Annotated in this window: 28 protein-coding genes; 14 read left to right on the top strand and 14 right to left on the bottom strand. The window is 61.9% G+C overall.

What is annotated here, in order from left to right; genetic code table 11:
• The first annotated feature begins 97 nt into the window (after window positions 1-97).
• Window positions 98-1,570, top strand: coding sequence for an AMP nucleosidase (amn, locus tag AACW30_RS27860; protein WP_164487962.1), 1,473 nt, complete (start codon window positions 98-100; stop codon window positions 1,568-1,570).
• Window positions 1,571-1,641: 71 nt separating this feature from the next.
• Window positions 1,642-2,277, top strand: a complete 636-nt coding sequence (locus AACW30_RS27855; protein ID WP_234452539.1) for a pseudouridine synthase — start codon at window positions 1,642-1,644, stop codon at window positions 2,275-2,277.
• On the opposite strand, the gene AACW30_RS27850 is transcribed toward AACW30_RS27855, so the two are convergent.
• Together AACW30_RS27850 and AACW30_RS27845 are read right to left on the bottom strand one after the other, a co-directional pair.
• Entirely contained in the window at window positions 2,272-2,481 is a 210-nt protein-coding gene (locus AACW30_RS27850; protein WP_007975837.1) for a DUF2788 domain-containing protein, read from the bottom strand. The two genes, AACW30_RS27855 and AACW30_RS27850, sit on opposite strands and share 6 nt — an antisense overlap.
• 205 nt (window positions 2,482-2,686) lie before the next feature.
• Complete coding sequence (locus AACW30_RS27845; protein ID WP_003194418.1) at window positions 2,687-3,166, bottom strand: Lrp/AsnC family transcriptional regulator; 480 nt, start codon at window positions 3,164-3,166, stop codon at window positions 2,687-2,689.
• Between the two features lie 442 nt (window positions 3,167-3,608).
• Here AACW30_RS27845 and AACW30_RS27840 point away from each other — a divergent pair, with 442 nt between their 5' ends.
• A complete protein-coding gene (locus AACW30_RS27840; RefSeq protein ID WP_200623925.1) occupies window positions 3,609-4,703 on the top strand; it encodes a DUF6515 family protein in 1,095 nt (364 codons plus the stop codon).
• Here AACW30_RS27840 and AACW30_RS27835 read toward each other — a convergent pair.
• Both AACW30_RS27835 and AACW30_RS27830 read right to left on the bottom strand, forming a co-directional pair.
• Window positions 4,700-5,593 (bottom strand): cation diffusion facilitator family transporter, encoded by an 894-nt coding sequence (locus AACW30_RS27835; RefSeq protein WP_200623924.1) that lies wholly within the window; start codon window positions 5,591-5,593, stop codon window positions 4,700-4,702. The two genes, AACW30_RS27840 and AACW30_RS27835, sit on opposite strands and share 4 nt — an antisense overlap.
• Before the next feature lie 15 nt (window positions 5,594-5,608).
• Window positions 5,609-6,028, bottom strand: a complete 420-nt coding sequence (locus AACW30_RS27830) for a polyribonucleotide nucleotidyltransferase (protein ID WP_106579351.1) — start codon at window positions 6,026-6,028, stop codon at window positions 5,609-5,611.
• Between the two features lie 254 nt (window positions 6,029-6,282).
• Here AACW30_RS27830 and hrpB point away from each other — a divergent pair, with 254 nt between their 5' ends.
• The gene (gene hrpB / locus AACW30_RS27825; RefSeq protein WP_200623923.1) at window positions 6,283-8,790 is read left to right on the top strand and encodes an ATP-dependent helicase HrpB; all 2,508 of its coding nucleotides are present in this window, start codon (window positions 6,283-6,285) and stop codon (window positions 8,788-8,790) included.
• Window positions 8,791-8,927: 137 nt separating this feature from the next.
• Here the strand turns inward: hrpB and AACW30_RS27820 are convergent, their stop codons facing one another.
• The gene (locus tag AACW30_RS27820; protein ID WP_179676688.1) at window positions 8,928-10,016 is read right to left on the bottom strand and encodes an endonuclease/exonuclease/phosphatase family protein; all 1,089 of its coding nucleotides are present in this window, start codon (window positions 10,014-10,016) and stop codon (window positions 8,928-8,930) included.
• A gap of 39 nt (window positions 10,017-10,055) precedes the next feature.
• Window positions 10,056-10,715, bottom strand: coding sequence for a YciC family protein (locus AACW30_RS27815; RefSeq protein ID WP_119742768.1), 660 nt, complete (start codon window positions 10,713-10,715; stop codon window positions 10,056-10,058).
• Window positions 10,716-10,895: 180 nt separating this feature from the next.
• Between AACW30_RS27815 and AACW30_RS27810 the strand changes: the two genes are divergently transcribed.
• From AACW30_RS27810 to AACW30_RS27800, 3 genes are all read left to right on the top strand, one after another.
• A complete protein-coding gene (locus AACW30_RS27810) occupies window positions 10,896-11,663 on the top strand; it encodes a DUF2076 domain-containing protein (RefSeq protein ID WP_200623922.1) in 768 nt (255 codons plus the stop codon).
• A gap of 128 nt (window positions 11,664-11,791) precedes the next feature.
• A complete protein-coding gene (locus tag AACW30_RS27805) occupies window positions 11,792-12,268 on the top strand; it encodes a LabA-like NYN domain-containing protein (protein WP_119740929.1) in 477 nt (158 codons plus the stop codon).
• A 29-nt stretch (window positions 12,269-12,297) separates the two neighbouring features.
• Window positions 12,298-12,909, top strand: a complete 612-nt coding sequence (locus AACW30_RS27800; protein WP_106579327.1) for a 3'-5' exonuclease — start codon at window positions 12,298-12,300, stop codon at window positions 12,907-12,909.
• Window positions 12,910-12,987: 78 nt separating this feature from the next.
• Here the strand turns inward: AACW30_RS27800 and AACW30_RS27795 are convergent, their stop codons facing one another.
• Window positions 12,988-13,284, bottom strand: a complete 297-nt coding sequence (locus AACW30_RS27795; protein WP_200623921.1) for a DUF3077 domain-containing protein — start codon at window positions 13,282-13,284, stop codon at window positions 12,988-12,990.
• Window positions 13,285-13,518: 234 nt separating this feature from the next.
• Between AACW30_RS27795 and AACW30_RS27790 the strand changes: the two genes are divergently transcribed.
• Window positions 13,519-13,782, top strand: a complete 264-nt coding sequence (locus AACW30_RS27790) for an acyl carrier protein (protein WP_200623920.1) — start codon at window positions 13,519-13,521, stop codon at window positions 13,780-13,782.
• Between the two features lie 119 nt (window positions 13,783-13,901).
• Here the strand turns inward: AACW30_RS27790 and AACW30_RS27785 are convergent, their stop codons facing one another.
• Window positions 13,902-14,363 carry an Lrp/AsnC family transcriptional regulator gene (locus tag AACW30_RS27785; protein WP_106579324.1) on the bottom strand — a complete coding sequence of 154 codons (462 nt, stop codon included), beginning with the start codon at window positions 14,361-14,363 and terminating at the stop codon, window positions 13,902-13,904.
• A 160-nt stretch (window positions 14,364-14,523) separates the two neighbouring features.
• Here AACW30_RS27785 and yedA point away from each other — a divergent pair, with 160 nt between their 5' ends.
• Entirely contained in the window at window positions 14,524-15,420 is an 897-nt protein-coding gene (gene yedA, locus AACW30_RS27780; RefSeq protein ID WP_200623919.1) for a drug/metabolite exporter YedA, read from the top strand.
• A gap of 48 nt (window positions 15,421-15,468) precedes the next feature.
• Window positions 15,469-16,806 carry a DEAD/DEAH box helicase gene (locus AACW30_RS27775; RefSeq protein ID WP_200623918.1) on the top strand — a complete coding sequence of 446 codons (1,338 nt, stop codon included), beginning with the start codon at window positions 15,469-15,471 and terminating at the stop codon, window positions 16,804-16,806.
• A gap of 122 nt (window positions 16,807-16,928) precedes the next feature.
• Here the strand turns inward: AACW30_RS27775 and AACW30_RS27770 are convergent, their stop codons facing one another.
• Both AACW30_RS27770 and AACW30_RS27765 read right to left on the bottom strand, forming a co-directional pair.
• A complete protein-coding gene (locus tag AACW30_RS27770) occupies window positions 16,929-18,155 on the bottom strand; it encodes a TIGR03862 family flavoprotein (protein ID WP_200623917.1) in 1,227 nt (408 codons plus the stop codon).
• A gap of 170 nt (window positions 18,156-18,325) precedes the next feature.
• Window positions 18,326-19,246, bottom strand: coding sequence for a histone deacetylase family protein (locus AACW30_RS27765; protein WP_106579320.1), 921 nt, complete (start codon window positions 19,244-19,246; stop codon window positions 18,326-18,328).
• Window positions 19,247-19,321: 75 nt separating this feature from the next.
• Between AACW30_RS27765 and AACW30_RS27760 the strand changes: the two genes are divergently transcribed.
• Genes AACW30_RS27760 through AACW30_RS27750 form a run of 3 tightly spaced genes read left to right on the top strand, consistent with a single transcriptional unit; the run spans window position 19,322 to window position 21,398 of the window.
• Window positions 19,322-19,891 carry a GNAT family N-acetyltransferase gene (locus AACW30_RS27760; protein ID WP_106579319.1) on the top strand — a complete coding sequence of 190 codons (570 nt, stop codon included), beginning with the start codon at window positions 19,322-19,324 and terminating at the stop codon, window positions 19,889-19,891.
• 41 nt (window positions 19,892-19,932) lie between these two features.
• Entirely contained in the window at window positions 19,933-20,802 is an 870-nt protein-coding gene (gene tesB, locus AACW30_RS27755; RefSeq protein ID WP_119740941.1) for an acyl-CoA thioesterase II, read from the top strand.
• A complete protein-coding gene (locus AACW30_RS27750) occupies window positions 20,799-21,398 on the top strand; it encodes an HAD family hydrolase (protein WP_200623916.1) in 600 nt (199 codons plus the stop codon). Before tesB ends, AACW30_RS27750 begins: the two co-directional genes overlap by 4 nt.
• Window positions 21,399-21,515: 117 nt before the next feature.
• Here AACW30_RS27750 and AACW30_RS27745 read toward each other — a convergent pair whose 3' ends face one another.
• From AACW30_RS27745 to AACW30_RS27735, 3 genes are all read right to left on the bottom strand, one after another.
• Entirely contained in the window at window positions 21,516-22,502 is a 987-nt protein-coding gene (locus AACW30_RS27745; RefSeq protein ID WP_200623915.1) for an alpha/beta hydrolase, read from the bottom strand.
• Entirely contained in the window at window positions 22,503-23,390 is an 888-nt protein-coding gene (ypfJ, locus tag AACW30_RS27740; RefSeq protein ID WP_200623914.1) for a KPN_02809 family neutral zinc metallopeptidase, read from the bottom strand.
• Between the two features lie 171 nt (window positions 23,391-23,561).
• Window positions 23,562-23,978 (bottom strand): membrane lipoprotein lipid attachment site-containing protein, encoded by a 417-nt coding sequence (locus AACW30_RS27735; RefSeq protein WP_106579314.1) that lies wholly within the window; start codon window positions 23,976-23,978, stop codon window positions 23,562-23,564.
• Window positions 23,979-24,182: 204 nt separating this feature from the next.
• On the opposite strand from AACW30_RS27735, the gene AACW30_RS27730 reads away from it, so the two are divergent.
• Window positions 24,183-25,061, top strand: coding sequence for a DMT family transporter (locus tag AACW30_RS27730; protein ID WP_106579313.1), 879 nt, complete (start codon window positions 24,183-24,185; stop codon window positions 25,059-25,061).
• Window position 25,062: 1 nt separating this feature from the next.
• Here AACW30_RS27730 and AACW30_RS27725 read toward each other — a convergent pair whose 3' ends face one another.
• Window positions 25,063-26,397, bottom strand: coding sequence for an MFS transporter (locus tag AACW30_RS27725; protein WP_119740953.1), 1,335 nt, complete (start codon window positions 26,395-26,397; stop codon window positions 25,063-25,065).
• Window positions 26,398-26,412 lie beyond the last annotated feature (15 nt).

Here is a 26,412-nt window from a genome sequence, read left to right as displayed (position 1 = left end):
GCAAGCCCGCGCCCACATTATTAATCGCATTCCAATCCTACTGTTTCAGTGAGGCCGGGATACAGGCAAGATAAAGGCCTGCAAGTCAGAACACAGGATGCTTACCGTGACCGAAGCTTTTGTTGTCGTTCAAACCGCCGAAGAAGCCGTGGATCGGCTGGCGGCTCTTCACGAGCGTGCTACCGGTGCGCTCAATCAAGCCCTCAAGCAATACCTCAAGGACCGCGTCGAGCCCGACGCCGCGCAACGCGCGTTGTTTCGCTATCCAGAACTGCGCCTGACCTACCACTGCCACGGCGAAGTCCCTCAGACCACTCGGGCGTACGCCAAGGTTCAGCTGCCGGGAACCTACAGCGTCACCGTCACCCATCCGGCCGCGTTCCGTAAGTACCTGCTGGAGCAACTGGTGCCGCTGATGCACGACTTCACCGTGACGGTAGAAGTCGGCGTGAGCCAACAGAATATTCCTTACCCGTATGTGGTGGAGCAGGGCGACGAACTGGCCGGCTCCGGCGTGACTGCCGCAACCCTGGCGCGGGTGTTCCCCAGCACCGACCTGTCCGCGGCCACCGACGGTATCGCCGATGGCCTATACGACTGGGAAAACACCGACCCGCTGCCGCTGGCGCTGTTCGATGCCGCCCGCGTGGACTTTTCCCTGCGCCGCCTGGTGCACTACACCGGCAGCGACTGGCGCCATGTGCAGCCGTGGATCCTGCTGACCAACTACCATCGCTATGTTGACCAGTTCATCCTGCATGGCCTGGAGCAATTGCGCAGTGACCCGCGGTTTATCCGCATGGTGCTGCCGGGCAACGTGATCATCGACAAGAGCATGGACCACGGCGAAGCCTCGGCCATTGCGGCGGGCGTGGTCTGGCACCGTTATCAGATGCCGGCCTATCACCTGCAGGCCACTGATGGCCACGGCGTGACCCTGGTGAACATCGGCGTTGGCCCATCAAATGCGAAGAACATCACCGATCATTTGGCCGTGCTGCGCCCGCATTGCTGGCTGATGATCGGCCACTGCGGCGGTCTGCGCCAATCCCAGACCATTGGCGATTACGTACTGGCCCACGCCTACATGCGCCGCGACGGGATTCTGGACCGCGTGGTGCCGCCGAATATTCCGATCCCGGCCCTGGCCGAAGTGCAGATGGCCCTGCAGCAAGCGGCGGCCAACGTCACTGGCGAGAAAGGCGAAGAGCTGAAAAAGCGCCTGCGCACCGGCACCGTGTTGACCTACGACGACCGCAACTGGGAGCTGCGTTGGGCCCAGGAACGGCCGCTGATCAACCTGTCCCGCGCCGTGGCCGTGGACATGGAAAGCGGCACCATCGCCGCCCAGGGCTATCGTCTGCGGGTGCCGTATGGCACGTTGCTGTGCGTCTCGGACAAGCCGCTGCACAGCGAGATCAAGCTGCCGGGTTCGGCCAACGCGTTCTATGAGCGTGCGGTCAGCCAGCACTTGAAGATCGGCATCGAGGCGGTGGACCTGTTGCGCACCGAACTCAACTCGCTGCACTCGCGCAAACTGCGCAGCTTCGACGAGCCGCCGTTCCGCTAAGCGGTTGGGATGGTCATTTAGCGGTCAGGCCACTAGCATTGTCGGTCCTGACCGTTAGATGTTCCTTTGCCATGTCCCGTCCCACCCGTCCCGATTCGCGCCGCCCTGGCGTGAAACCTGCGTATTGCGCTCCCCGTCGTGTCGCCAAGGCGCCACCGGCCGAGCCGAAGTTGATCCTGTTCAATAAACCCTTCGACGTGCTGACCCAGTTCAGCGACGAAGGCGGGCGCGCGACCCTCAAGGATTTTATCGACATCCCCGGTATCTACCCGGCTGGCCGCCTGGACCGTGACAGCGAGGGCCTGCTGCTGCTGACCAACGATGGCCAACTGCAGGCCCGGATTGCCGACCCCAAGCACAAGCTGGCGAAAACCTACTGGGTGCAAGTCGAGGGCGAACCGACCGAAGAGCAATTGCAGCGCCTGCGTGACGGCGTGGAGCTTAACGACGGCATGACTTTGCCCGCCGAGGCACGCCAGCTGGATGAGCCTGAGTTGTGGCCGCGCAATCCGCCGGTGCGTTTTCGCAAGAGCGTGCCCACGCACTGGTTGGAGTTGGTGATTCCTGAAGGGCGTAACCGCCAGGTGCGGCGCATGACCGCAGCGGTGGGCCTGCCGACTTTGCGCTTGGTGCGCGTACGTATCGGGGACTGGTCGATTGACGGCCTGGATCAAGGCCAATGGAAGGAAGTGCCGGCGCGTTTATAAGGCGCCGGATTCGATCAGGCCGATCACCACGCTCTTGATGATGAACGCGGCCACGCCCAGGCCCAGTACGAAGAACAGAATGAACGAGCCAAAGCGCCCGGCTTTGGATTTCTTCGCCAGGTCCCAAACGATAAAGCCCATGAAAATGATCAGAATGGTGACCAGGCCGGTCATCATCCATTCTTCAAACACGGCGGGGTCGATGTTGTTCATGTGAGCATTTTCCGGCAGGGCAGGCGGGAAGTATAAAGCAGGGCTTCAGGCGCAACATTGACCTGAGTCGAAGTGCAATCCAAATGTGGGAGCGGGCTTGCTCGCGAATGCGGTCTGTCAGTTAACGAATAGGTAACTGATCCACCGCATTCGCGAGCAAGCCCGCTCCCACATTGGATCTTCATTGATTTCGCGATCAGGTACGCAGGTGGGTCAGCGGCAACTCGGTGCTGTTCAATACTTGGTTAAGCACAAAACTCGATCGCACGCTGGTCACGCCTTCAATGCGGGTCAGGTGGCCCAGCAGCAGTTTCTGGTAGTGATCCATGTCCGGCACCACCACTTTCAACTGATAGTCCGCATCCATGCCAGTGACCAAACTGCATTCCAGCACTTGCGGCAGGGTGCGGATGGCCGCTTCGAAATTCTCGAAACGCTCGGGTGTGTGGCGGTCCATGCCGATCAGCACATAGGCCGTGAGGCTCAGACCGAGCATCTTGCGATCGAGCAAGGCGACCTGGCGCGCGATGTAACCATCGTCCTCAAGCTGCTTGACCCGGCGCGAGCAGGGCGAAGGCGACAAGCCGATGCGCTCGGCCAACTCCTGGTTGGAGATCCTCGCGTCGCGCTGCAATTCCGCCAAAATACTCAGGTCGTATCGGTCAAGCTTGCTCATTGGGTTGGCCTTTGTCGTAACTATTGCGGCGAATTATCTATGAAGGGTTAAAAATTGCGCAAGCACTGTTTATTGACGCAATCTTCGCAATCATCTGTCGGCGCGGCGGGCCTATGATTACCAACAGAATCACCGCCTGGACAACAGTCCACTGCAGCCCGCCCAATCAGGCCCGCTGCGGCCGCCGCCCCAGCAGGGTTGAGCCGGCCTCCAGGCTGCACACTGTCCACAAGACGGCGTGAGGTGAGCCAACGTCAAAAGCGTTGAGCACGGACGAAATTCTCAAGGGGTGGCCGACGGGTCACCCCTTTTTCTTTGCGCGCGTTTTTACCCGAAAAAATACTTCTCGTGACTGATAACCTGTCTCAGAACCGGGCGAGGCTTTTCCAGTCTCATCTATGAGGCCGGACGTTCTAGGCCCTTATCCGCAGTGAGGAATAGCATGAAGCGCATCTGGCGTATGGCAGGTGTAGGTTTGCTGATGATGACCGTTGGCTCGCACGTGATGGCCGACGACCCGCGCTCTGAAGGGGGCGGTCAGCATGAAAGAGGTCCCGAAGGCGGACGGCAAGGCAACGAACAGCCGCGACCGCAAAATAACCAACCACGTCCGCAAAACAATCAACCGCGCCCGGAAATCAACCAGCCGCGCCCGCAGAACCCGCATGTCGAGAACAACCAGCCTCGGCCGCAAAACCAGCATTTTGATCGCGCCGAGCAACAGCAGCACGGCGGTGGGCAATGGCAAGGTCGCCCGCAAGGTGCCGAACAGCCTCGGCCGGCGCCGCAGCCCGTGAATAACCTGCCGATTCAGGGGCGCCCGGACACGGTTCGGCAAACCCAGGAGCCGCGCCAGGGTCACTATCAGGACATCCCGCGCCGTAACGATAGCAACCAGCATTGGCAGGCCGGCAATGGCCCCGGGCGCCCGGGTGGCGGCTTCAACAATGGTCACCCCAACGACAACCGCTGGCCGGGTCGCCCCAGTGGGCACGGCAATGGTTGGGGCCCTGGCCCGCAATATCGCCCCGGCTATACAGTGGATCGGTTTCCCGACCGCAACTACCGCGTGCCTTACCGTGGCCAGGATTACTTCTTCTCCGGCGGTTACTGGTATCGCCCGCAAGGCCCGCGTTATGTCGTGGTGACGCCGCCGTACGGCATCCGCGTGCAATACCTGCCGGACTATGCGCGCGAAGTGTGGGTGGGAAGCGCGCTGTTCTTCCTTGCAGCGGGTTCGTACTACACCTATGAAAACGCCACCCAGCAGTACGTGGTGGTGCAGCCGCCGACAGAGGTGCCGGCACCGCAACCTGCGCCGCAAGGCAATGGCTATGACGTGGTGGCCTACCCGGCCAACGGCCAGTCACCGGCGCAAGTGCAGCAGGACGGCTACGACTGTTATCGCTGGGCAGTGCAACAAAGCGGTTTCGACCCACGGACCGTCACCTACGCCCCGGACCCTGCGGTGGTGCAAACCTACCGCCAGGCCCAGGGCAACTGCCTCACCAGTCGCGGGTATCAGGTGCAGTACTAAGCCTTATTGCCCGTGACCACTTCCCGCGGGTCGGCGTGCACCAGCACTTCGGCGCGCGGGTAGGCGTTGTGAATGGCATCGGCGGCCTGGTCGCTGATGCCGTGGGCAACCGACAACGATAATTCCCCCGGCAACTCCAGATGCAGTTGCACGAACCAGTGGCTGCCGGAAATCCGCGTGCGCAAATCATGCGCACCCAACACGCCCGGCACACCGCGCGCCAGTTCCAGCATGTGCTGGCTCACTTCGGCTGGCAGTTCCTCGTCCATCAACACCGCAAAGCTTTCGCGGGCGATCTGGATGGCGCTCCACAAAATGTACGCGGCGATACCCAGGCCGAACCACGCATCGACCTGATTGAAGCCGAACCCCGCCAACACCAACGCCACCAGAATGCTGCCATTGAGCATCAAGTCCGAACGGTAGTGCAGCGAGTCCGCGCGCACGGCGTTGGAGCCGGTTTCGCGGATCACCCGGTGTTGCAGCATCAGCAGCGCCACCGTCATCACCAGTGAAAACACGATGACCCCGATGCTCAGCCATGGCGCGCCGACCGGTTCCGGATGGTGCAAACGCTGGTACGCCTGGAACGCAATCAGCACCGCGCTGCCGGCGATAAACAACGCCTGGGCCATGCCCGACAGCGACTCCGCCTTGCCATGCCCGTAACGGTGATCATCGTCGGCTGGGCGCAGCGCGTAATGCACTGCCAGCAGGTTCAGCAACGAGGTCACGCCATCGAGCAGCGAGTCGGTCAACCCGGCGAGCATGCTCACCGAGCCACTGAACCACCAGGCGATGGCCTTGATAATAATCAGCGCACAGGCCACGCCCACCGACGCGCGGGTGGCCAGGCGCAAGAGCCTTGCGTGTTCGGGACTGCTGGTCATAAGCGGGTCGAATCCTTAAGCGGCGGGCTGCAGGCCCAGGGAGGCGAGTTGCTGCACGCTGCCCTTGAACTGGATCATGCGCGGGTCATCCAGCGGCAGGGTGCGGCCGGTTTCCTTCTGGATGATGGTTTGCAGCTTGGCGTTATCGACCTTGCCGTCGGCGCCGATGGCTTCGTGCAGTTTCTCGGGTGCGACTTGAGCCGTTTTGCCGGGCTCGAAGTAAATCGCGCCGGTGGCGAAGTCCACGCCGAATGCGATCAGGCCGGGGATTACGTAGAACAGCAGGCCCACGGCGTCGAGTACGGCAATCGCCGGGTCGATCTTGCCGTCGATCTGGCCGCGGCGGTCCGGGTAGAAAATCGAACCGCAGGCGGTCAGTTGGCTCAGCAGGGTGACGGCGAGGACACCGCCGATGACACGGGAAGCGATACGCATGAAAACTCTCCTGAACACGGTTGATACGAAACTATAAGCCAGATCTACCGGACGACGACTATCCAATGTGGGAGCGGGCTTGCCCGCGAAGACGGCGTGTCAGTCAATACATGTGTCGACTGATACACCGCCTTCGCGAGCAAGCCCGCTCCCACACGTAACCGCGTTACCCGTGGGATTGGGAGGTCTCGTTGAGACCAGCACCGGCATCCGGCAGTTCGCCGTTATACTCGCCGCTCTGCTTTGGAGCCAGTATGAATTCGTTGCCGATCGATGATGTTTTACCCGCCCTGCGTGACGCCTTGGCGATTCGCCATGAAGCCGTGCTGGAAGCGCCGCCCGGCGCCGGTAAAACCACCCGCGTGCCCTTGGCCTTGTTGAACGAGCCATGGCTGGCCGGGCAGACCATCCTGATGCTCGAACCCCGACGCCTGGCCGCGCGTGCGGCCGCCGAACGGTTGGCCAGCGAGCTGGGCGAAAAGGTCGGCGAAACCGTCGGCTATCGCATCCGCCTCGACAGCAAGGTCGGGCCCACTACGCGTATCGAAGTGGTCACCGAAGGCATCCTCACCCGCCGCTTGCAGGACGACCCGGCGCTGGAAGGCGTGGGCCTGCTGATCTTTGACGAATTCCACGAGCGCAGCCTCGACGCCGACCTCGCGCTGGCGCTGAGCCTGAATGGCCGCGATCTGTTTCGCGACGAACAACCGCTGAAAATCCTGCTGATGTCCGCCACCCTCGAAGGCGAACGCCTGTCCGGCCTGCTGGATGACGCGCCGATCCTGCGCAGCGAAGGGCGCATGTTCCCGGTGCAGATGCGCTGGGGCCGCCCGTACCAGGCCGGTGAATTTATCGAGCCGCGCGTGGTGCAGACCGTCCTTGAGGCCGTGCATGACGAGACCGGCAGCATTCTCGTGTTTCTGCCGGGGCAGGCCGAGATTCGCCGGGTTAATCAACAACTGGCCGACGCTTTGGGTGATCGCCCGGATGTGCTGCTGTGCCCGCTGCATGGCGAGCTTGACCTCAACGCCCAACGCGCCGCCATTGACCCGGCGCCCGCCGGCAAACGTAAGGTGGTACTGGCCACCAACATCGCCGAGACCAGCCTGACCATCAACGGCGTGCGCGTGGTGATCGACGCCGGGCTGGCGCGGGTCCCGCGTTTCGACCCTGGCAGCGGCATGACCCGCCTCGACACCCAGCGCATCTCCCGCGCCAGCGCCACTCAGCGTGCCGGCCGGGCAGGGCGCCTGGAGCCGGGCGTGTGTTATCGGCTGTGGTCCGAAGACCAGCATGAAGGCCTGGCGGCGTATGGCAGCGCGGAAATCCTCGCCGCCGACCTTGCCGGGCTGGCCTTGCAATTGGCGCGTTGGGGCGTCACGCCCACGCAACTGGTGTGGCTGGATGTGCCGCCGACTGCCGCGTATGCCCAGGCTCAGGATTTGCTCGTGCGTCTGGGTGCCTTGAGCGACGACAAACTCACCGCCCATGGCCAGAAGATGGCCGAGTTGCCCGCGCATCCGCGTATCGCCCACCTGTTGCTGCGCGGTCAGGACCTGGGGCTCGCGGCCACGGCGTGTGATGTCGCCGCGCTGTTGGGCGAGCGTGACATCTTGCGCGGCGCCGGTGCCGATTTGCACAGCCGGCTGGCGCTGATGTCCGGCGAAGAGCGTGCGCGAGGTACCCAAGGCGGCGTGCAGCGCGCCAAGCAACTTGCCCGGCAATACCGCAGCTATTTGAGAGGCCAGGCGACTCAGGCGGTGTCCGATCCCGATCACCCGCGCTGGCTCGGCGCCTTGCTGGCGCTGGCCTACCCGGACCGCGTCGCCCAGCAACGTCGCCCCGGCGGCGCCGAATACCGCCTGGCCAATGGCCGTGCCGCGCTGTTCGCCGAGGCCGACAGCCTGATGAAACAAGCGTGGCTGGTGATCGCCGACCTCGGCAGCCGTCAGGGCCAGCGCGAAGAGCGCATCTACCTCGCGGCCGACTTCGATCCGGCGCTGTTCGACACAGTGCTTGCCGAGCAAGTGCGCAACGTCGATCAGCTCGATTGGGACGAGCGCGAAGGCGTGCTGCGCGCGGAGCGTCAGCGCAAAGTCGGCGAACTGGTGCTCAGCCGCGAACCGCTGACCGGCCTCGACGAGTCCGCGCGCAGCCAGGCGTTGGTCAACCTCGTGCGCCGCAAAGGCCTGGAATTGTTACCGTGGACGCCTGAACTGCGCCAATGGCAGGCCCGCGTCATGCTGCTGCGTCAGCTGGACGCCGGCAAAGCCAGTGAATGGCCGGATCTCAGCGACAAGGCTTTGCTCGCCAGCCTGGAGCATTGGTTGATGCCCTACCTCGGCAAAGTCTCGCGCCTGAGCCACTTCGTCAACCTGGATATTTCCAGTTTCCTGCACAACCTGTTGCCCTGGCCGCTGCCTCAGCGCCTGGACGAGCTGGCGCCGCAGCACGTGAAGGTGCCCTCGGGCTCCTCGGTGCGTTTGGACTACAGCGAGCAGCCGCCGATTCTGGCGGTGCGCTTGCAGGAATTGTTCGGGCTGGCGGACACGCCGCGCATTGCCGGTGGGCGCCAGGCAGTCAAGCTGCACCTGTTGTCTCCGGCGCGCCGGCCGGTGCAGGTGACGCAGGACTTGGCGAACTTCTGGCGCAGTACCTACGCCGAAGTGAAGAAGGATTTGAAAGGAAGATACCCCAAGCATTACTGGCCGGACGACCCCTTGGTGGCCGAACCCACCGCCCGGATCAAACCCCGCAAGTAGGTCGTGTGCAGATCAAATGTGAGAGCTGGCTTGCCTGCGATGCAGACGACTCGGTCTATCGGGTTCACCGCGGTGAAGCTATCGCAGGCAAGCCAGCTCCCACACAAGCCAGCTTTCCACAAAGTGTTAAGTGTGGGTTATTGCGCGGCCGGGAGCAGGAACCGGGCGATCACGGGTAGGTGGTTGGAGATACGCAGTGTGTCTTCTTGCCGTACTTTGGCCTCTACCCGCTTGATCCTTGGGCTGTAGAACAAATAATCCAAGGTCCGATCCGGCCCATCCACACTCGGGTCATTGGGGAAGTGCGTAAGCCACTTGGCCCGGTCAATCCCGCTGGATTCACTGTTACTGGGGATCATCGGGTATTTATCCCAGAGCAGGTGCAGCTCGCTGTCCGGCGAATACTGCCCGCGCTTGCCCGCGTCCAGGCGCAGGAATTGCCCCAGCGGCAGCAAGTTGAAATCCCCACCAATCAACCACGGCGTGCCACGGCCTTCGAACTTGTCCAGCAGCTTAACCGTGGCTTTTACCTGCTCCTGCACCGCCGACCGCCCAGGCTTATCGCCGTCCAGCCGGGTGTTGAGCACGGCCAATTGGCCACCATCGCTCAACGGCAAGTAGGTCAACAATAAGGCGGGTTTGGGTTGGAACTGGCGACTGATGAAGTTGGCCGGAGACACCGGCAGTTGCAGGCGTTCGGCGTGTTCGATCTGGTAGCGGCTGAGCGTCACCAGCTTGCGGCCGACGCTGCCGAAAATATGCAGGCTGGGCACAAAGTCGGCTTTCCAGTCGAAGGCCTGGGCGCTGCACGGGTAGAGATCGACCAGGCGTTCCTGCAGCAGGGCGATCTGGTCCTGGTAATGGGAGGGCTTGGCGTTTTCGTCGAGTTCCTGCAGCAGCAGGATGTCGGGTTGTTCGTCGCGGATCACCCGCGCCACTTCGTCGAGGCTGGAGGCCATGTCTTCCACGGTAGGGCGATCATCCGGGCCATTGCCGTCGGCGGTGTCGTACCAGAACACATAGTTCTTGCCCGCCAGGTATTGCACATTCCAGGTCATGACCTTCAGCGCCTGCCCGGGCAGCAGCGTTGGCGCACGCGGCGCGACGCAGCTTACGGGCAGGATTTGTTTGTCGGCGGGGCGCCAGGTCAGGCTGTAGATCAGGGCGGCGAGCAGGCCCGCGATAATCAGCAGGCTCAACAGGGTGATGCGCAATAAACGGGTCATCGGCTCGGCTTATGGCGTTTCAGGAGTGGCAGGAGCATATCACCGCGCGTCGGCATCGCCACCGATCAGCATGAATAAACGGAACAGCACCACGCTGGTAAACAGTTGCAGGAAGCTGTGGGCGCTGTCGATCAGTACGCCCAGCAACGGCGCGGGGTCAGGGTAGGCCGCCACGCTGGCGCCTTTGAGCAGCCACAGCGGCGTCATCACGCACAGCAGGCACACCAGGATTCGCCAGAAATGCCCACGGGTCAGGCGAAAACTTTCCTTCATCGCCTCCAGCGCCGACATACCGCGTAACACCAACAGGTACTCGGCAAACGCCAGCACCACCATCAGCCACAGGCCCGGCAGGAAATACAGCGACAAGCCCAGCAGGATCAGCAAGGTGCTGATGGCCGTGAGCAGCGCGAAACGCGGCCACAGGGTCAGTGCCATGGCCCACACGTCTTTGGTCCGCGGCGACTCCCCACGGGTGCGCGCATCCAGAAACAGGATCAACGCGCCGGTGTACAGCGGGTACACCAACAGCCCCACCACCACGCTGTAGCCGGGGAAGGCGTCCGGGCCCAGCGTGTGATCGAGCACTTGTTGCAGCAGGGCTTCGAGAATCACCAGCGGCAGGCACAGCTGGACGATAGCGCCCAGATTGCGTTGGGTGAAACGGAAGGAGTCGCGCAAAACGTCTAACGGATTCATCAGGTTCATCACAGGCCGAAAAGCAAGGCCCATACTTTAACCGATCATGACGAAAGGTAAGCAAACGTAAACCTTGCGTAAAGACCATTGAAACGTCTGGTAACAACCCCATAACTAGTGTGTAGCTCGCCTGATCACAGGCGGACCCATGATTTTTACCGGCAATCTAACGAGGTCGCCATGAACAGCGAAGAGCAAACCCTGATCGATGGACTGTTTTCACGGCTGCAGCAAGCCGAAGCGGACTCAGCCCCCCGCGACGCCCTGGCTGAAGCGCGGATCAAGGAGCACATGACTCGCCAACCGGCCGCTGGGTACTACATGACCCAGTCGATCCTGGTGCAAGAACACGCGATCAAGAGCCTCGACGCGCAGAACAAGCAACAGGCGCAGCAGATCCAGCAGTTGCAGGATGAGTTGCAGCAGGCCAAGGCTCAGGCAGCACAGCCGGCGCCGAGCAGTGGCGGTTTTCTGTCGAGCATCTTTGGCGGCGGCTCCCGTGACCCGCAACCCACGCAAAGTGCGCCGGCGGCTTCCGGTGGCGGTTGGCGTGAGCCTGGGCGGCCGTCGTTCGGCCAGCCTGCGCCGCAGCAAAACTACGGCGCGCCGCCGCAAAACTATCAACAGCCCCAACAAGCGCCCGCAGCACCGATTGGCAGTGGCTTCCTCGGCGGGGCGTTGAAAACCGCTGCCGGCGTGGCCGGTGGTGTGATGTTGGCCGAAGGCATCAGCAGCTTGTTCAACCACAACTCGCAACAGCCGCAAGTGGTGGAAGAAATCATCCGCGAAGAACCGGCGCCCGCCAGTGATAACGGCAATTGGGGCAACGACGACCAGAAGTTTGCCGGCAATGACAGCTGGGGCCGCGACAATGCCTCGGACAGCTTCGCCGACAGCGACTTTGGCGACGATTCCTCCTCGTTTGGTGACGACGATTCCTTCGTCTGACTCGCCTTCAACCGGGGCGCTTCGTCGCCCCGGGCTGATTTTTCGCTGAAACTTTCCCATGGCTGGCATACTGGCGCCTTTGCGGGCTCTCACGTCCGAGGTCCAAGTGGCAACCATGGGGAAGTGCGGTGAAGAAAATTGCGGTGTTCGCCGATGTACAAAACCTCTACTACACCGTGCGCCAGGCCTACGGTTGCCACTTCAATTACGCCGCCCTGTGGGCTGACATCAGCGCACGCGGGCAGATCGTCGAAGCCTATGCGTACGCCATCGACCGTGGCGACAGCAAGCAGCAGCAATTCCAGCAGATCCTGCGCAACCTGGGCTTCACGGTAAAACTCAAACCCTACATCCAACGCAGCGACGGCTCGGCCAAGGGCGACTGGGACGTGGGCATCACCCTCGACATCATGGACGCCGCCGACCACGTCGACGAAGTGGTGCTGGCCTCCGGCGACGGTGATTTCGACATGCTGCTCGAGCGCATCATCCAAAAGCATGGCGTCGAAGCCGTGGCCTATGGCGTCCCGGGGCTGACGGCCAACTCGCTGATCCGCGCCGCCAGCCGCTACGTGCCGATCGAAGGCGCGCTGCTGCTTAAATAAGTCAATTGTCAGACGGAGTTGGAACAGGTTTGGAACGTATAGCGGTCATCGACTTTGAAACCACCGGCATCACCCCGAGTAGCCACTGCCGGGCCACGGAAATCGCGGTGGTCATCCTTGAACGCGGGCAGATCGTGGACCGCTACCAGAGTCTGATGAATGCCGGTGTGCGCGTGCCGGGCTTTATCGAACAGCTCACCGGCATCAGCAACGCCATGCTGCGCAGCGCGCCACCGGCCGAGCGCGTGATGAACGAAGTGAATGAATTCGTCGGCACCACGCCACTGCTGGCGCACAACGCCGCGTTCGACCAAAAGTTCTGGGATTTTGAGCTGGGCCTGATCCGCCGCACTCGCCTGCAAAAATTCGCCTGCTCGCTGCTGCTGGCCCGCCGCTTGATGCCGTCGGCGCCGAACCACAAACTCGGCACGTTGAATTCATTCGCCCAACTGCCCCACACCGGCAAGGCTCACCGGGCGATGGCAGATGCCGAAATGGCAGCTAACTTGACGGCGCACCTGGCCGAGCAATTGCGCGGTACGCATGGGTTGCGCGAACTGTCCCACGACCTGCTGTGCACCTTGCAGAAAGTGCCGGCAGCGAAGATCAATGAGCATCTGAAGAAGCACCGCGGGTTCTAAACCGACCACACTCCATAAGAACACTGAAGATCAAATGTGGGAGCGGGCAAGCCCGCTCCCACAGGGGTTATGCCGTGTTCATCGAGGCTGCACGCATTCCAACGCCCGACCCACCACTTCTTTCGCCATCCCCACCAAATGCATCACCGCCCGCTGTTGCGCATTCATCGCCCCAGCCGACCCGTGCGCCGTTTCCACCGCGCAATGCAGCAAGTCGGTTGCATGCGCGAGCGCGTCTTCGAAGCTCAGGTTGTCGTTCAGCACAAAGTTGGGCGCGTCCGGGGCGGATGCTTTGAGGTAGTAGTCGATGGCTCGGCGGTTGAGCTGGGCGTCTTCGCTGAGGAAGTTGGGTGGATTGGGGGTGACTTTGACCATGGTGAAACGGGATCCACGTCGGCTCCAGCAAAACGACGAACCTGGCGAGCCTTATTGGAATGCGCTTTTTCCCTCGTAAGCTGATCAGGCAGCCAACAGCGGCCAGGTTGGCAAAAGCAACGTGTGGCACCGTCCGCGTATTTGGCATTATTGGGCGAGGCATTCCCTTCGTTGCTGTGGGGCTGGCTATTTTTGACCTGATCAGTATTGGCAAGTGTGCCTATGAGGCGAGAAATGGAAGGTAGCCCGACCCGAGCCGAGATCTGCGAAAAGGTGATTCAGCTGTTCGTCGATATCATTGGTTTTATCGACCGAAGCCACGTGACGGAACACACGGATTTCATTCATGACTTCACGATCATTGATGACGATTTGACCTGCTTCGTTATGCAGATGAAGTGGCAATTCAACCTGCAGGCGACTCAGGAAGACTGGGATCACATCACGACCATCAAGCAGGTTGTCGAGTTGATTGCTCAGCGCTCAAGTCTTCGCTGAAGCAACTGACGCCATCGCAGGCAAGCCAGCTCCCACGGTTGACCGAGTCGCCAGGGCTGGATGCAATCTACTGTGGGAGCTGGCTTGTCGGGGCGCCGCATCGCAGCGATGACGGTGTATCAGCCGCCATTTTTCCCATTGCGTTCCAACTGCCCCAACGGCACCCGCCGCGCTATCGCGCTCGACAAAATGATCGAGGTCTTGCTGAAGCCAAACTTCGCCACCCGGTTGATCAGGTTCTCCAACTCCGGCATCGAGCCCACCGCTGCTTGCATGATCACGCACGGGTCGCCTGTTACCCGGTGGCATTCGGTCAGCTCGGGGATTTCCGCGAGGGCGTCGTAAACCTTTTGGCTGCCATTGTTGGTCAGGCGCAGCTCTATCGTGCATTGGATCGGCAAACCGATTTTCGACAGGTCGACCTTGGCCTGATACCCGGTGATCACGCCGCTGGCTTCCAGCTTGGCCACGCGCTCGGCCACGGCGGGGGCGGAGAGGTTTACAGTGCGTGCCAACTGCGCATAGGACGCGCGGCCATCCTCGAGCAGGGCGCTGAGCAGCATGCGGTCGTATTTGTCCATGATAAGGCTCCGGCGATGCGTGGCTTTCGAATACACGGGTTATAGCCTTCAGAACCATGTTTTGAAAAGTGTATGGGCGCTTTAAACAGGTTTTGTAACTTATGTTCAGCGTGCTGCCTTTTTAGAATAAGCCTCCAATATTCTGCCGCAGAGCTGCCCAATGCCTGGCCCACGTCGTTTTCCCTTACCGTTGATCGCCGCTTTTTTTGCGCTGTATGTCATCTGGGGTTCTACCTACTTGGTGATTCGAATCGGCGTGGAGTACTGGCCGCCGTTGATGTTGGGCGGGATTCGATTCCTGGTGGCGGGGCTGGCGATGTATGGCTATTTGCGCTGGCGCGGGGCGCCTGCGCCGACGTGGGTGCAGTGGAAGGCCGCGGCCAAGATCGGCGTTTTGCTGCTGACCTTTGGTAATGGTGCGGTGACGGTTGCCGAGCACACCGGCGTTGCTTCCGGCGTGGCCGCGTTGGCGGTGGCGACGGTGCCGTTGTTCACGTTGCTGTGTGGGTATTTCTGGGGCGCACGCAATACGCGCCTGGAGTGGGCCGGCGTGGTGCTGGGGATTATCGGCATTGCCATGCTCAACATGGGCTCCAACCTGCAGTCGAGCCCCACCGGTGCAATGTTGCTGCTGTTCGCCGCCGCCTCCTGGGCCTTCGGCTCGGTGTGGAGCCGGCACTTGCCGCTGCCGGCCGGCGCCATGGCCAGTGCGGCCGAGATGATCATCGCCGGTGCCTTGCTGCTGGTGGGCAGTGCGCTGACCGGTGAGCGCCTGCATTCAATCCCGCCGATTGAAGGCTGGCTGGCCTTGGCTTACCTGGCCGTGTTCGGCTCGATCATCGCCTTCAATGCCTATATGTACCTGCTCAAGCATGTACGCCCGGCAGCGGCGACCAGCTATGCCTACGTGAACCCGGCCGTCGCGGTGTTGTTGGGTATTGTGTTCGTCGGCGAGACCATCGGCATGGAGGAAGCCTTGGCGATGCTGGTGATCATCAGCGCGGTGTTGCTGATCAGCCTGCCCCAGTGGCGAAAGCCCAAGCCGGAAATAAGGTAAACTGCCGCGCATTACGCCCTTGCGCTGAATTTTTCCTACGGTAAACACATGACTTTCGCCACCCTTGGCCTGATCGAACCCTTGCTGCGCGCCCTTGAGACGCTTGGCTACCAGACCCCGACGCCGGTGCAGGCGCGAGCCATTCCGGCGGTGCTGGCCGGTCGCGACCTGATGGCCGCGGCCCAGACCGGCACCGGCAAGACCGCAGGTTTCGCCCTGCCGCTCCTGCAACTGTTGACCATGGAAGGGCCGAAAGTCGCCGCCAACTCGGCGCGTGCGCTGATTCTGTGCCCGACCCGCGAGCTGGCCGAGCAGGTTCACGCCAGCGTCGCCGAGTACGCCCAACACCTGCCGCTGACCACGTACGCGGTGTACGGCGGCGTGAGCATCAACCCGCAGATGATGAAGCTGCGCAAGGGCGTCGACATTCTGGTCGCCACGCCTGGCCGCCTGATCGACCTGTTTCGCCAGAACGCGCTGAAGCTCAACCAGTTGCAAACCCTGGTGCTGGATGAAGCCGACCGCATGCTCGACCTGGGCTTCTCGGAAGAACTGGCGAACATTTACCGCATGCTGCCGAAAAAGCGCCAGACCTTGCTGTTCTCCGCGACCTTCTCCGATGAAATCCGCTCGCTCGCCGGGCAGATGCTCAACGACCCGCTGAGCATTGAAGTCAGCCCGCGCAACGTCGCCGCCAACACCGTGAAACAGTGGGTGGTACCGGTGGACAAGAAGCGCAAGGCGGAGCTGTTTGTGCACCTGATGCGCAAAGGTCGCTGGAAGCAGGTGCTGGTGTTTGCCAAGACCCGTAACGGCGTGGATGCGCTGGTAGACAAATTGCAGGGCCTGGGCATCAATGCCGATGGCATCCATGGCGACAAACCGCAAGCAACCCGCCAGCGTGCGCTGGACCGCTTCAAATCCAGCGAAGTGCAGATTCTGGTAGCCACCGACGTGGCAGCCCGTGGCCTGGACATCGAAGACTTGCCGATGGTGGTCAACTTTGACCTGCCAATCGTGGCCGAAGACTACATTCACCGTATCGGTCGCACCGGCCGTGCGGGCAACACCGGCGAGGCGATTTCGCTGGTGTGTGCCGATGAGGTGAACATGCTGTCGGCCATCGAGATGCTCACGCGTCAGACCCTGACCCGCAAAATGGAGCCGGATTTTGAGCCGGAGCACCGCGTGCCGGACACCGATGCCAGTGGGCAGGTGGTGAAAAAACCGAAAAAGCCGAAGAAGCCAAAGACGTCGGGAGGTGGTGGCGGTAAGCGCAATCTGGGTAAGTGGGTGGACAGTGGGGACGTAGCGCCGGCTGAGCCGTCGATCAAGCCGGTGCGCAAGGTGCCGGTGTTCAACACTGGGCCGCGCAAGAAGAAGTGATTTTGCGGCGCTGCTGATGGCCTCATCGCAGGCAAGCCAGCTCCCACATTTTGAATGTATTCACAGCTCAAAATGTGGGAGCTGGCTTGCCTGCGAAGGCGGCTTTGAAGTGGCCACAGACCTCAGCGCTTAAGCCATTCCAACATTCCCCGCCCAGCCGCTCTGCCGCTGGCAAAACACCCGGTCAGCAAATAGCCGCCCGTCGGCGCTTCCCAATCCAGCATCTCCCCGGCGCAAAACACCCCCGGCAATTGCTTGAGCATCAACCGCTCATCCAGCGCCTCAAACGGCACACCCCCCGCCGTGCTGATGGCTTCATCCATCGGCCGGGTTTTCACCAGTGTCAGCGGCAATGCCTTGATATCCACCGCCAGTTGCGCCGGATCATGGAAGTGTTCCGCAGGCGCCAGCTCACGCAACAGCGCCGCCTTGACCCCGTCCAGGCCCAATTGGCTGTGCAAGTGCTTGCTCATCGAGCGCGAACCACGCGGCTTGGCCAGTGCAGCCTGGACCTTGTCCAGCGGCTTGCTCGGCAGCAGGTCGATATGCACCGTGGCTGAGCCATCGCGATTGATCGCTTCACGAATCGGCGCCGACAGCGCGTAGATCAAGCTGCCCTCGATGCCCATGGCGGTGACCACGCATTCCCCCAACCGAGGCTTGTCATCCGCCACGCCGATGGCGACGTTTTTCAACGGCGCGCCGGCGAATTTGCTCACCATCAATTCGCTCCAGGCTGACACCTCAAAGCCGCAATTGCTCGGTTGTAACGGCGCGAAAGGCACGCCTTTGTCTTCCAGTAACTTGAGCCAGGCACCATCGGAGCCCAGGCGCGACCAGCTGCCGCCGCCCAGGGCCAGCAACACCGCATCGCTGTGGACAGTTTTTTCGCCGTCCGGGCTGTGGATAAGTAAACCGCCGTCGGCCGTCCACCCCAGCCAGCGATGCCGGGTGTGGATAACCACGCCTTGATCGCGCAGGCGTTTGAGCCAGGCGCGCAGCAGCGGGGCGGCTTTCATGTCGGTAGGAAACACGCGGCCGGAAGTGCCGACGAAGGTTTGTACGCCCAGCCCATGAATCCACTCGCACAACGCCTCGGCACCAAAGGCTCGCAGCAGCGGCGCCATGTCCGGCGCGCGTTCGGCGTAGCGCGACAGGAACGCCGGGTACGCCTCGGAGTGGGTGATGTTCATGCCGCCCACACCCGCGAGCAGAAACTTGCGGCCCACTGACGGCATGCCGTCATACAGGTCTACCCGCACGCCCGCCTGGCTCAGGACTTCAGCGGCCATCAGCCCGGCTGGGCCGCCGCCGATAAGAGTGACGTGTCGAGAAGGGTGCTGAGGCATGGGCAAGGCTACGGTCGTTGAATAGGCCGAGCATTCTACCCGACGGCAGCGTGGCTGCCTGATCAAAAAACGTACACTTTCCTACAGGCCATACGGCTGTGCGCTTTCAGGCGCTTACGCTCAAGTTATCCACAGGCCGTTCCACAGGCATTGTGGGTAACGCGCACAGTTCAATGACACCCTGATGACGTCCACACCCGCTGAGCGCTGTGGTGCAGGATGCCGTGGCGGCGGGCCAGGGCCGGGCGGTCTTTGCTGTAGCCGCCACCGATCACGCCCATCACCGGAATGTCGCGGCCCAGGCAGTGGCGCATCACGCTCTCGTCGCGGGCGGCGACGCCTGCGTCTGTCAGCTTGAGGTAACCGAGGGCGTCGTCCTTATGCACATCGACACCGGCGTCGTACAACACCAGGTCAGGCTGGTAGAGCGGCAGCAGGTAGTTGAGCGCATCGTCCACCACCTTGAGGTAATCGGCGTCGCCCATGCCCATGGGCAGCGGGATGTCCCAGTCGCTCTGGGCCTTGCGTGCGGGGAAGTTCTTTTCACAGTGCAGCGACACGGTGATGGCATCCGGCGTGTCGTGGAGGATGCGTGCAGTGCCGTCGCCCTGGTGCACGTCGCAGTCGAAGATCAGCACGCGGTTGACCCGGCCGCTGGCCAGCAGGTAATGGCTGATCACCGCCAGGTCATTGAAGATGCAAAAGCCGGCGGGGTAATCGTAATGGGCGTGGTGGGTGCCGCCCGCCAGGTGGCAGGCCAGGCCGTGTTGCAGCGCTTGTTCGGCCGCGAGGATCGAGCCGCCGACCGCGCGCACGGTGCGTCGCGCCAGGGCTTCGTTCCACGGCAGGCCGAGGCGCCGTTGGTCTTCGCGCGACAGCTCACCGCTCATGTAGCGCTCGATGTACCCCGGTTCATGCGCGAGGGCCAGAATCTGCGCCGGGCATACCTCTGGTCGCAGCAATTGGCTGTCCTCGGTCAGCCCGCTGTCCACCAGGTGGTCGCGCAACAGGCGAAACTTGTCCATGGGAAACCGGTGGTCTGCCGGGAACTCAGGGCTGTAGTCATCGTGGTAGATCAATGGCAATGGCATGGGATTTTCTGACGGGAACCTGCGAAGGATCTTACCAGCGCTGTACACTCACGCACATGGCAAGGGAGGGGACCCATGGAGCCGATACTGGAATTGGAAAGCGCGCGCTTGCTGCTGCGCCAATGGCGCGACAGCGACTTACCGGAATTTGCGCGCATGTGCGCCGACCCGCAGGTGATGCGTTATTTCCCGGCCAAGTTGAGCCACTTGGAAAGCGCGGCGTTGATCGGCCGGATTCGCGGGCATTTCGCTGAATACGGCTTTGGCCTGTGGGCCTTGCAGCGCAAGGACACCGGCGAATTTATCGGCCTGACCGGGCTGCTGAATGTCAGCTTTGAAGCGGACTTTACCCCGGCGGTGGAAATCGGCTGGCGCCTGGCCCGCGAACATTGGGGGTTGGGGTACGCAAGTGAGGCGGCGTGGACCGCGCTGCGGTGTGGTTTTGACCGACTGCAGCTGGATGAAATTCTCGCCTTCACCACCGAAACCAATCTGCCATCACAAAAAGTCATGCAGGCCATCGGTATGCATTACGATCCCCAGGCAGATTTTGAACACCCCAAGGTCGCAGCCGATGATCCGCTGCGCCATCATGTTTTGTATCGCATCACCCGCGCCCAATGGTTGGACACGCTGCACGGATAAGCAGCCCGGAATGCCCTCTCGATTGTTGTAGGAGTTGCTCTATGAGCCAAGTATTGGAAGATCTGGTGGACTTGCTGACCCTGGAGCCGATCGAGGAAAACCTCTTTCGCGGCCGCAGCCAGGACCTGGGTTTTCGCCAACTGTTCGGTGGCCAGGTGCTGGGCCAGTCGTTGTCGGCTGCCAGCCAGACCGTAGAAGAAGCGCGACATGTGCATTCCCTGCATGGTTATTTCCTGCGCCCCGGCGACGCGTCATTGCCGGTGGTTTACTCGGTTGACCGTGTGCGCGATGGCGGCAGTTTCAGCACGCGCCGCGTCACGGCGATCCAGAAGGGCAACCCGATTTTCACCTGCACCACGTCGTTCCAATATGACGAGAAGGGCTTTGAGCACCAGAGCACCATGCCTGTGGTGGTCGGCCCGGAGAACTTGCCGTCCGAACTGGAACTGACCCAGCAGCGTGCGCACCTGATCCCCGAGCACATGCGCGACAAGTTGCTGTGCCCCAAGCCGATCGAAGTGCGCCCGGTGACTGAAAAAGACCCTTACAACCCACAGCCGTCCGACCCGGTCAAGTACGTGTGGTTCCGAGCCGACGGCGCGCTGGCCGACGCGCCCGCGCTGCATAAATACCTGCTGGCCTATGCCTCGGATTTTGGCTTGCTGACCACCTCGTTGCTGCCCCATGGCAAGACCGTGTGGCAAAAGGATATGCAGGTCGCCAGCCTCGACCACGCGCTGTGGTTTCATGCCGACCTGCGCGCCGATGACTGGTTGCTGTACGCCATGGACAGCCCGTGGGCCGGTAACTCGCGCGGTTTCTCGCGCGGCAGCGTGTACAACCGCGCCGGGCAACTGGTGGCCTCGGTGACCCAGGAAGGCTTGATTCGCCATCGCAAGGACTGGGCATGAGCCTGTCGGACGTCAAGCATTGGGTGTTTGACATGGACGGCACCCTCACGGTCGCCGTGCATGATTTTGCAGCGATTCGCGTGGCCCTGGAGATTCCGCCCGAGGACGACATCCTCACGCACCTGGCGGCGTTGCCGGCGGACGTGGCGGCAGCCAAGCACGCGTGGCTGCTTGCGCATGAGCGCGAGCTGGCTGTGGGGTCAGTGGCGGCGCAAGGTGCGGTGGAGCTGGTGCGCGAGCTGGCCGGGCGCGGTTATCGCCTGGGCATCCTGACGCGCAATGCGCGCGAGTTGGCGCACATCACGCTGCAGGCGATTGGCCTGGCGGACTGCTTTGCCATCGACGATGTGCTGGGGCGCGAAGATGCGCCGCCCAAGCCGGACCCGGGTGGTTTGCTGAAACTGGCGCAGGTTTGGAAGGTGGCCCCGAGCGAGATGGTGATGGTCGGGGACTACCGCTTTGACCTGGATTGCGGGCGGGCGGCGGGGACCAGGACGGTGTTGGTGAATGTGCCTGAGAACCCTTGGCCGGAGTTGGCGGATTGGCACGCTGAGGATTGCGCGGCCCTGCGCCGGATGATCCAGCCCCAGCACTGAAGATCGAATGTGGGAGCGGGCTTGCCCGCGAAAGCGGTGGATCAGTCACTGATGAGTCGACTGAAGATCCGCCTTCGCGAGCAAGCCCGCTCCCACATTTTTATCCGGTTTTGTCAGTCACTTTGCAAACAACACCTTCTCGCCCTGAGGCGAAGTAAACATCTTGTCCCCGTCGTGCCCAACCCCTGGCACTTCCACCAGCCTCTGAGTCAGCTGCGGATGACGCTGCTTGAGGTAGTCAAAGTAGTTGTGCCCACGAATCAGGCGATACGCACCCTGGGTTTCGGCCTCGCAGCTTTTATCCAGCGCCGGGTGGTTGGGGTCGGTGTCCTGTTGGCCGAGCAGGTAGGTGATGTCGCGTGACACGTAAGCCTGCTCAAGCTGCTGCGCACTCTGGCCCTTGGCGTAGTCCGGCAGGTTTTGCATGCCGTACTTCCAATCGTTGAAGCCAGGGCAACTGGCCGTGTCGAATTTCACCGGGCGTTGTGGGCTGAAGTAGGCGTAGGACGACGGATTGGCCACCACGTAACGCAGGCTGATGCCTTCGGTTTGCAGCTGCGGGTGGTCGTGGCCGGTGAGGGCGAAACGCTGCACCACCTGGCCGCCGCCGGAATGGCCGGCCACTACGATTTCCTTCAACGCCGGGAACAGCTTGCGGTTGCCCAGGTGCTTGATGATCTGGTCCAGCGCGCCGTAGGAACTGAGCTGGCCAGGGCCCGTCGAGGCGTCGCCGGCCATCCAGTCATTGCCGTTCCAGCGCAATACCTGGGTGCCCAAGTGGTTGCGCTTTATGTCGGACTCGTTGAGAAATTGCGGCGCGATCACCAGGGTGGTGGCAGCAACCCCGGCGTGTTCGGCTGCGTCTTCGCCGCTTTGCAGGTAGGTCTGTGCGTTGCGCAGGCGGCCATGCACGATGATCAGCGCGCGGGTCACGTTGGGCAGCGGCTGGCTCCAGTCCTGGCTCAAGCCCAGGCTGAGGTCACCGGCGTCCAGGTGGAAACGATCGGGGCTGACCACCTTGACGCCGTGTTCTTTCTCGGCGGCCCAGGTGGCGGAGGAACAGGCAATCATCACGCCGAACAGCAATCCCAATCGTTTATTCATCTAAAGACTCTTCGCTGTAAAAGTGTCGCATTGAGTGATCTGGCCCGCTGCGAAGCCGGTCTTGAACCAGCGAACGCGCTGCGCAGAGGTGCCGTGGGTAAACGAGTCCGGCACCACGCGGCCCTGACCCTGCTGTTGCAAACGGTCATCGCCGATGGCGTTGGCCGCATTCAGTGCTTCTTCAATATCGCCGGGCTCCAGCCAGTTCAGGCGTTTTTGCGCACGGTTGGCCCACACCCCGGCAAAGCAATCGGCTTGCAGTTCCTGGCGTACCAGCAGGCCGCCGTCGCCTTGCATCTGGCGGCCTTGTTGGCGCGCAGCTTGAATCTTGGCCGAGATGCCCAGCAGCGTTTGCACGTGGTGCCCGACTTCGTGGGCGATCACGTAGGCCTGGGCGAAATCGCCGGCGGCCTGGAAGCGCTGCGACATTTCCCGGAAGAAATCCAGGTCCAAATACACCTGCTGGTCAGCCGGGCAATAAAACGGGCCGCTGGCCGAGGTGGCGCCACCGCAGGCGGAATTGACCCGACCACGGAACAGAATCAGTTTCGGGTTCTTGTAGACCAACCCGTTTTCCTTGAACACCTGGCCCCAGGTGTCTTCCGTATCACCCAGAATCGCGCGGACGAAATCGGCCTGCTGGTCATTGGCCGGCGGTGCCTGGCGCGGCTGCGTGCTCACTGACGGCGCTTGCTCCGCCTGGCCGGTCAATTGGCCGAGGATCTGCAGCGGGTCCTGGCCGGTCAGCCAGCCAATACCGACGATCAACACAATTGCCGTCAGGCTCAGCCCCTTGCCGCCGCCAAACCGCATGCCGCCACCGCCGCCGCCACTGTCATCGCGGGCATCTACCACGTTGTCGCTGCGTCGGCCTTTTTTCCATAGCATGGGGCAATCCTCTCGTTAAACCTGTCGAACACTTTTCTAAGAGCAGTGTTGTTGGTGCGTATGAATGGCGCCAGCCCGGCTGTCCGACAAGCAACGAGAGTTGCCTAGTATCGTTGCTGTCAGGCCGTGCGGGCAGGGGCGCCAGATGAAAGTTGTGTCACGTTGATTGGGTCAGTCGCGGCAATAGCCTTCGCCGGTATCGACGATCAGGCAGTCCTTTTTATCCGCCAGCCATTTCAGGCCAGTGGCCTCACCGTCACCGGCGCTCAATTGTTGCGGGCCGTCCGGGCGGGTAAAGGCGATACCGTCTTCGTTGGCTTCACCTTTGAAGGTGCCTTCGTCGTCGGCGTCAAGGCCGTACTTCATGGTCAGAACGTAGTGGCCGCGGCCGATGCTGTCGTCCTTGGCGATGGTCAGGTTCAGGCCTTCGACGCCGATCCACTTGCCGACCCATTTGTCGGTGGGCGGCGTGGCCGGTACCAGGGTGGCTTGCACCGAAGCCGGGGCGGGCTTGGGCGCTTCTTTGGACTCTTGGTTACAAGCAGTGAGCAGGACGAGAGCAGAAAGAACAAAGAGTGTCTTTTTCATAGCGGCAAGGCCTTGGTTAAAAAGTGCAACGCGCGGGCAAAGGTGCAGCGTTGGACTCGAATCCGGTGATTTAGTGCGCTGTTCGCACGGTGTTTGGTTATGCTCTTGGGGCGCACGCAGGCCCGCCTGCTAGATTACCGGGTTGAGTGCCTGCGTGTTCAGTGCTCAGTGCTCAGCGTTCAGCCCGCCATGCAAGAGAATTCAATGACTGTCAGTACACCCCTTTCCGGCGTCAACCATCCCTTCAAAGGCATCCTGCTGATTGTGGTGGCGACGTTTCTGTTTTCCAGCCACGACGCCTTGTCCAAATACCTGGCCGGGTTCTACCCGATTGTGATGGTGGTGTGGGCGCGGTACCTGGTGCACACCTTGCTGATGGCCGGCATTTTCCTGCCGCAGTCGGGTTTGCGCGTGCTGCGCAGCAAACGCCCGGGCATGCAGGTGGTGCGTGCGTTGTGCCTGCTGGGCACCAGCCTGTTTTTTACCGCGGCGCTGCATTACATCCCCTTGGCGGAAGCTACGGCGGTGAACTTCCTGGCGCCGATCCTGGTGACAGCGTTGTCGGTGCCCTTGCTCGGTGAACACGTGACACGTGGCCAATGGCTGGCGGTGATCTGCGGGTTTGTCGGCGTGCTGATCATCATCCACCCCGGCGGTGAGCTGTTCACGCCTGCGGTGCTGCTGCCGCTGTGTTCGGCGTTGTTCTTCTGCTTCTACCAGTTGCTCACGCGCATCCTCAGCCAATACGACACGCCGACCACCAGTAACTTTTTCGCCGGCCTGTGCAATACCCTGGTGATGAGTGCGCTGGTGCCGTTCTTCTGGCAGTTGCCCACGGTGTGGCATGGCGTGCTGATGCTGGCGTTAGGCACGTGCGGCATGACCGCGCACTTGATGTTGACCCAGGCCTTCCGCTTTGCGGCGCCGGCCTTGCTGGCACCGTTCGGCTACTGCCAGATCGTGTTTGCGGGTTTGTTGGGCTGGCTGGTGTTCAACCATACCCCCGACATGACCACGGTGGTCGGCATCGGGGTGATCTGCATGAGCGGGTTGGCCGCTGCCTGGCAGCAGCGGCGGCGTTGAATCAAACCTCGACTGTCGGAATCTTGCGCGGTGCCATGAAGTACATCCAGGTCAGCGCGATGAAGTACATCGCTGGGATCAGGGTGAACAGCACGGTGTAGTTGTTGTTCGTGACCGTGAGGATGTGGCCGACAATCTGGGTCATGAACATGCCGCCGATGGCCGCGCACATGCCGCCGAAACCGAACACCGTGCTCATCATGTGCTTGGGCGTGTAGTCCATCACCAGGCTCCAGATGTTGGCGGTCCAGGCCTGGTGCGCGCCGATGGCCAGGGAGATGGCGAACACGGCGACCCACAACTGGCTGGAGCCGGCGGCCATGATCACGCCGACGATGCAGCAGGCAAACAGCAGCATCGACAACAGGCGCGCCTTGATCGGATTCATCCCACGGCCGATCAGGAATGACGACAGAATCCCCCCACCCACGCTGCCGAAGTCGGCTGTCAGGTAAATGATGATCAGCGGGATGCCCATTTGGGTCACGTTGATGCCCAGGTTGTATTGCTGGTTCAGAAACGGCGGCAGCCAGTACAGGTAGAACCAGAACACCGGCGCGGTCATTGCGTAGGCAAGGGCGAAGGCCCAGGTGCCGCGCATGCGCAGGATGCGGCTGAAGGGCACGCTGGGTTGCGGCGGTTCGACTTCCTGCTGCACGTAGTCCAATTCGGATTGTTTGACCGTCGGGTGGTCTTCCGGGTTGTAGTACTTCAGGCCCCAGCACACCAGCCAGATCCCGCCCAGTGCCGACATGCATAGAAACGCCGCCTGCCAGCCCCAGACGTGAAGGATCAATGGCAGCAGCATCGGCGTCATCATCGCGCCCACATTGGTGCCAGCGTTGAAAATACCGGTGGCCACTGCGCGCTCGCCGGCCGGGAACCACAACCGCGTGGTCTTGACGCAGGCCGGGTAGTTGGCGGCCTCGGTCAGCCCGAGAATGAAGCGGCACACCATAAAGCCCACGGCCGACGTGGCCAGGCCATGGGCGCCCGTGGCCAGGCTCCACAGCAGCACGGCGCAGAAAAACACGCGCTTCACGCCAATTCGATCAATCAGCCGGCCTTGCAGCACAAAGCCGATGGCGTAGCCAACCTGGAACCAGAAGTTGATGTTGGCGTAATCCATCGCCGTCCAGCTCATCTCCTTGGCCAGAATCGGTTGCATCACGCCCAGCGCGGCGCGGTCGATGTAATTCAGGGTGGTGGCGAAGAACACCAGGGCCAGCATGCCCCAGCGGGTTTTGCCCACGGCCATGGCGCCGCGGATTTTGTCGCCGATGCCGCTGTGCGGATTGCTGTGGCGCACGGCCACGGCGGGAGTTTGCGAAGGCATGAGGTCGTACCCGTT

The organism is Pseudomonas sp. MF6747, from assembly GCF_963890955.1.
In the GTDB taxonomy this organism is placed as follows: Bacteria; Pseudomonadota; Gammaproteobacteria; order Pseudomonadales; family Pseudomonadaceae; genus Aquipseudomonas.
This window is presented reverse-complemented; position numbering and strand designations above follow the sequence as displayed.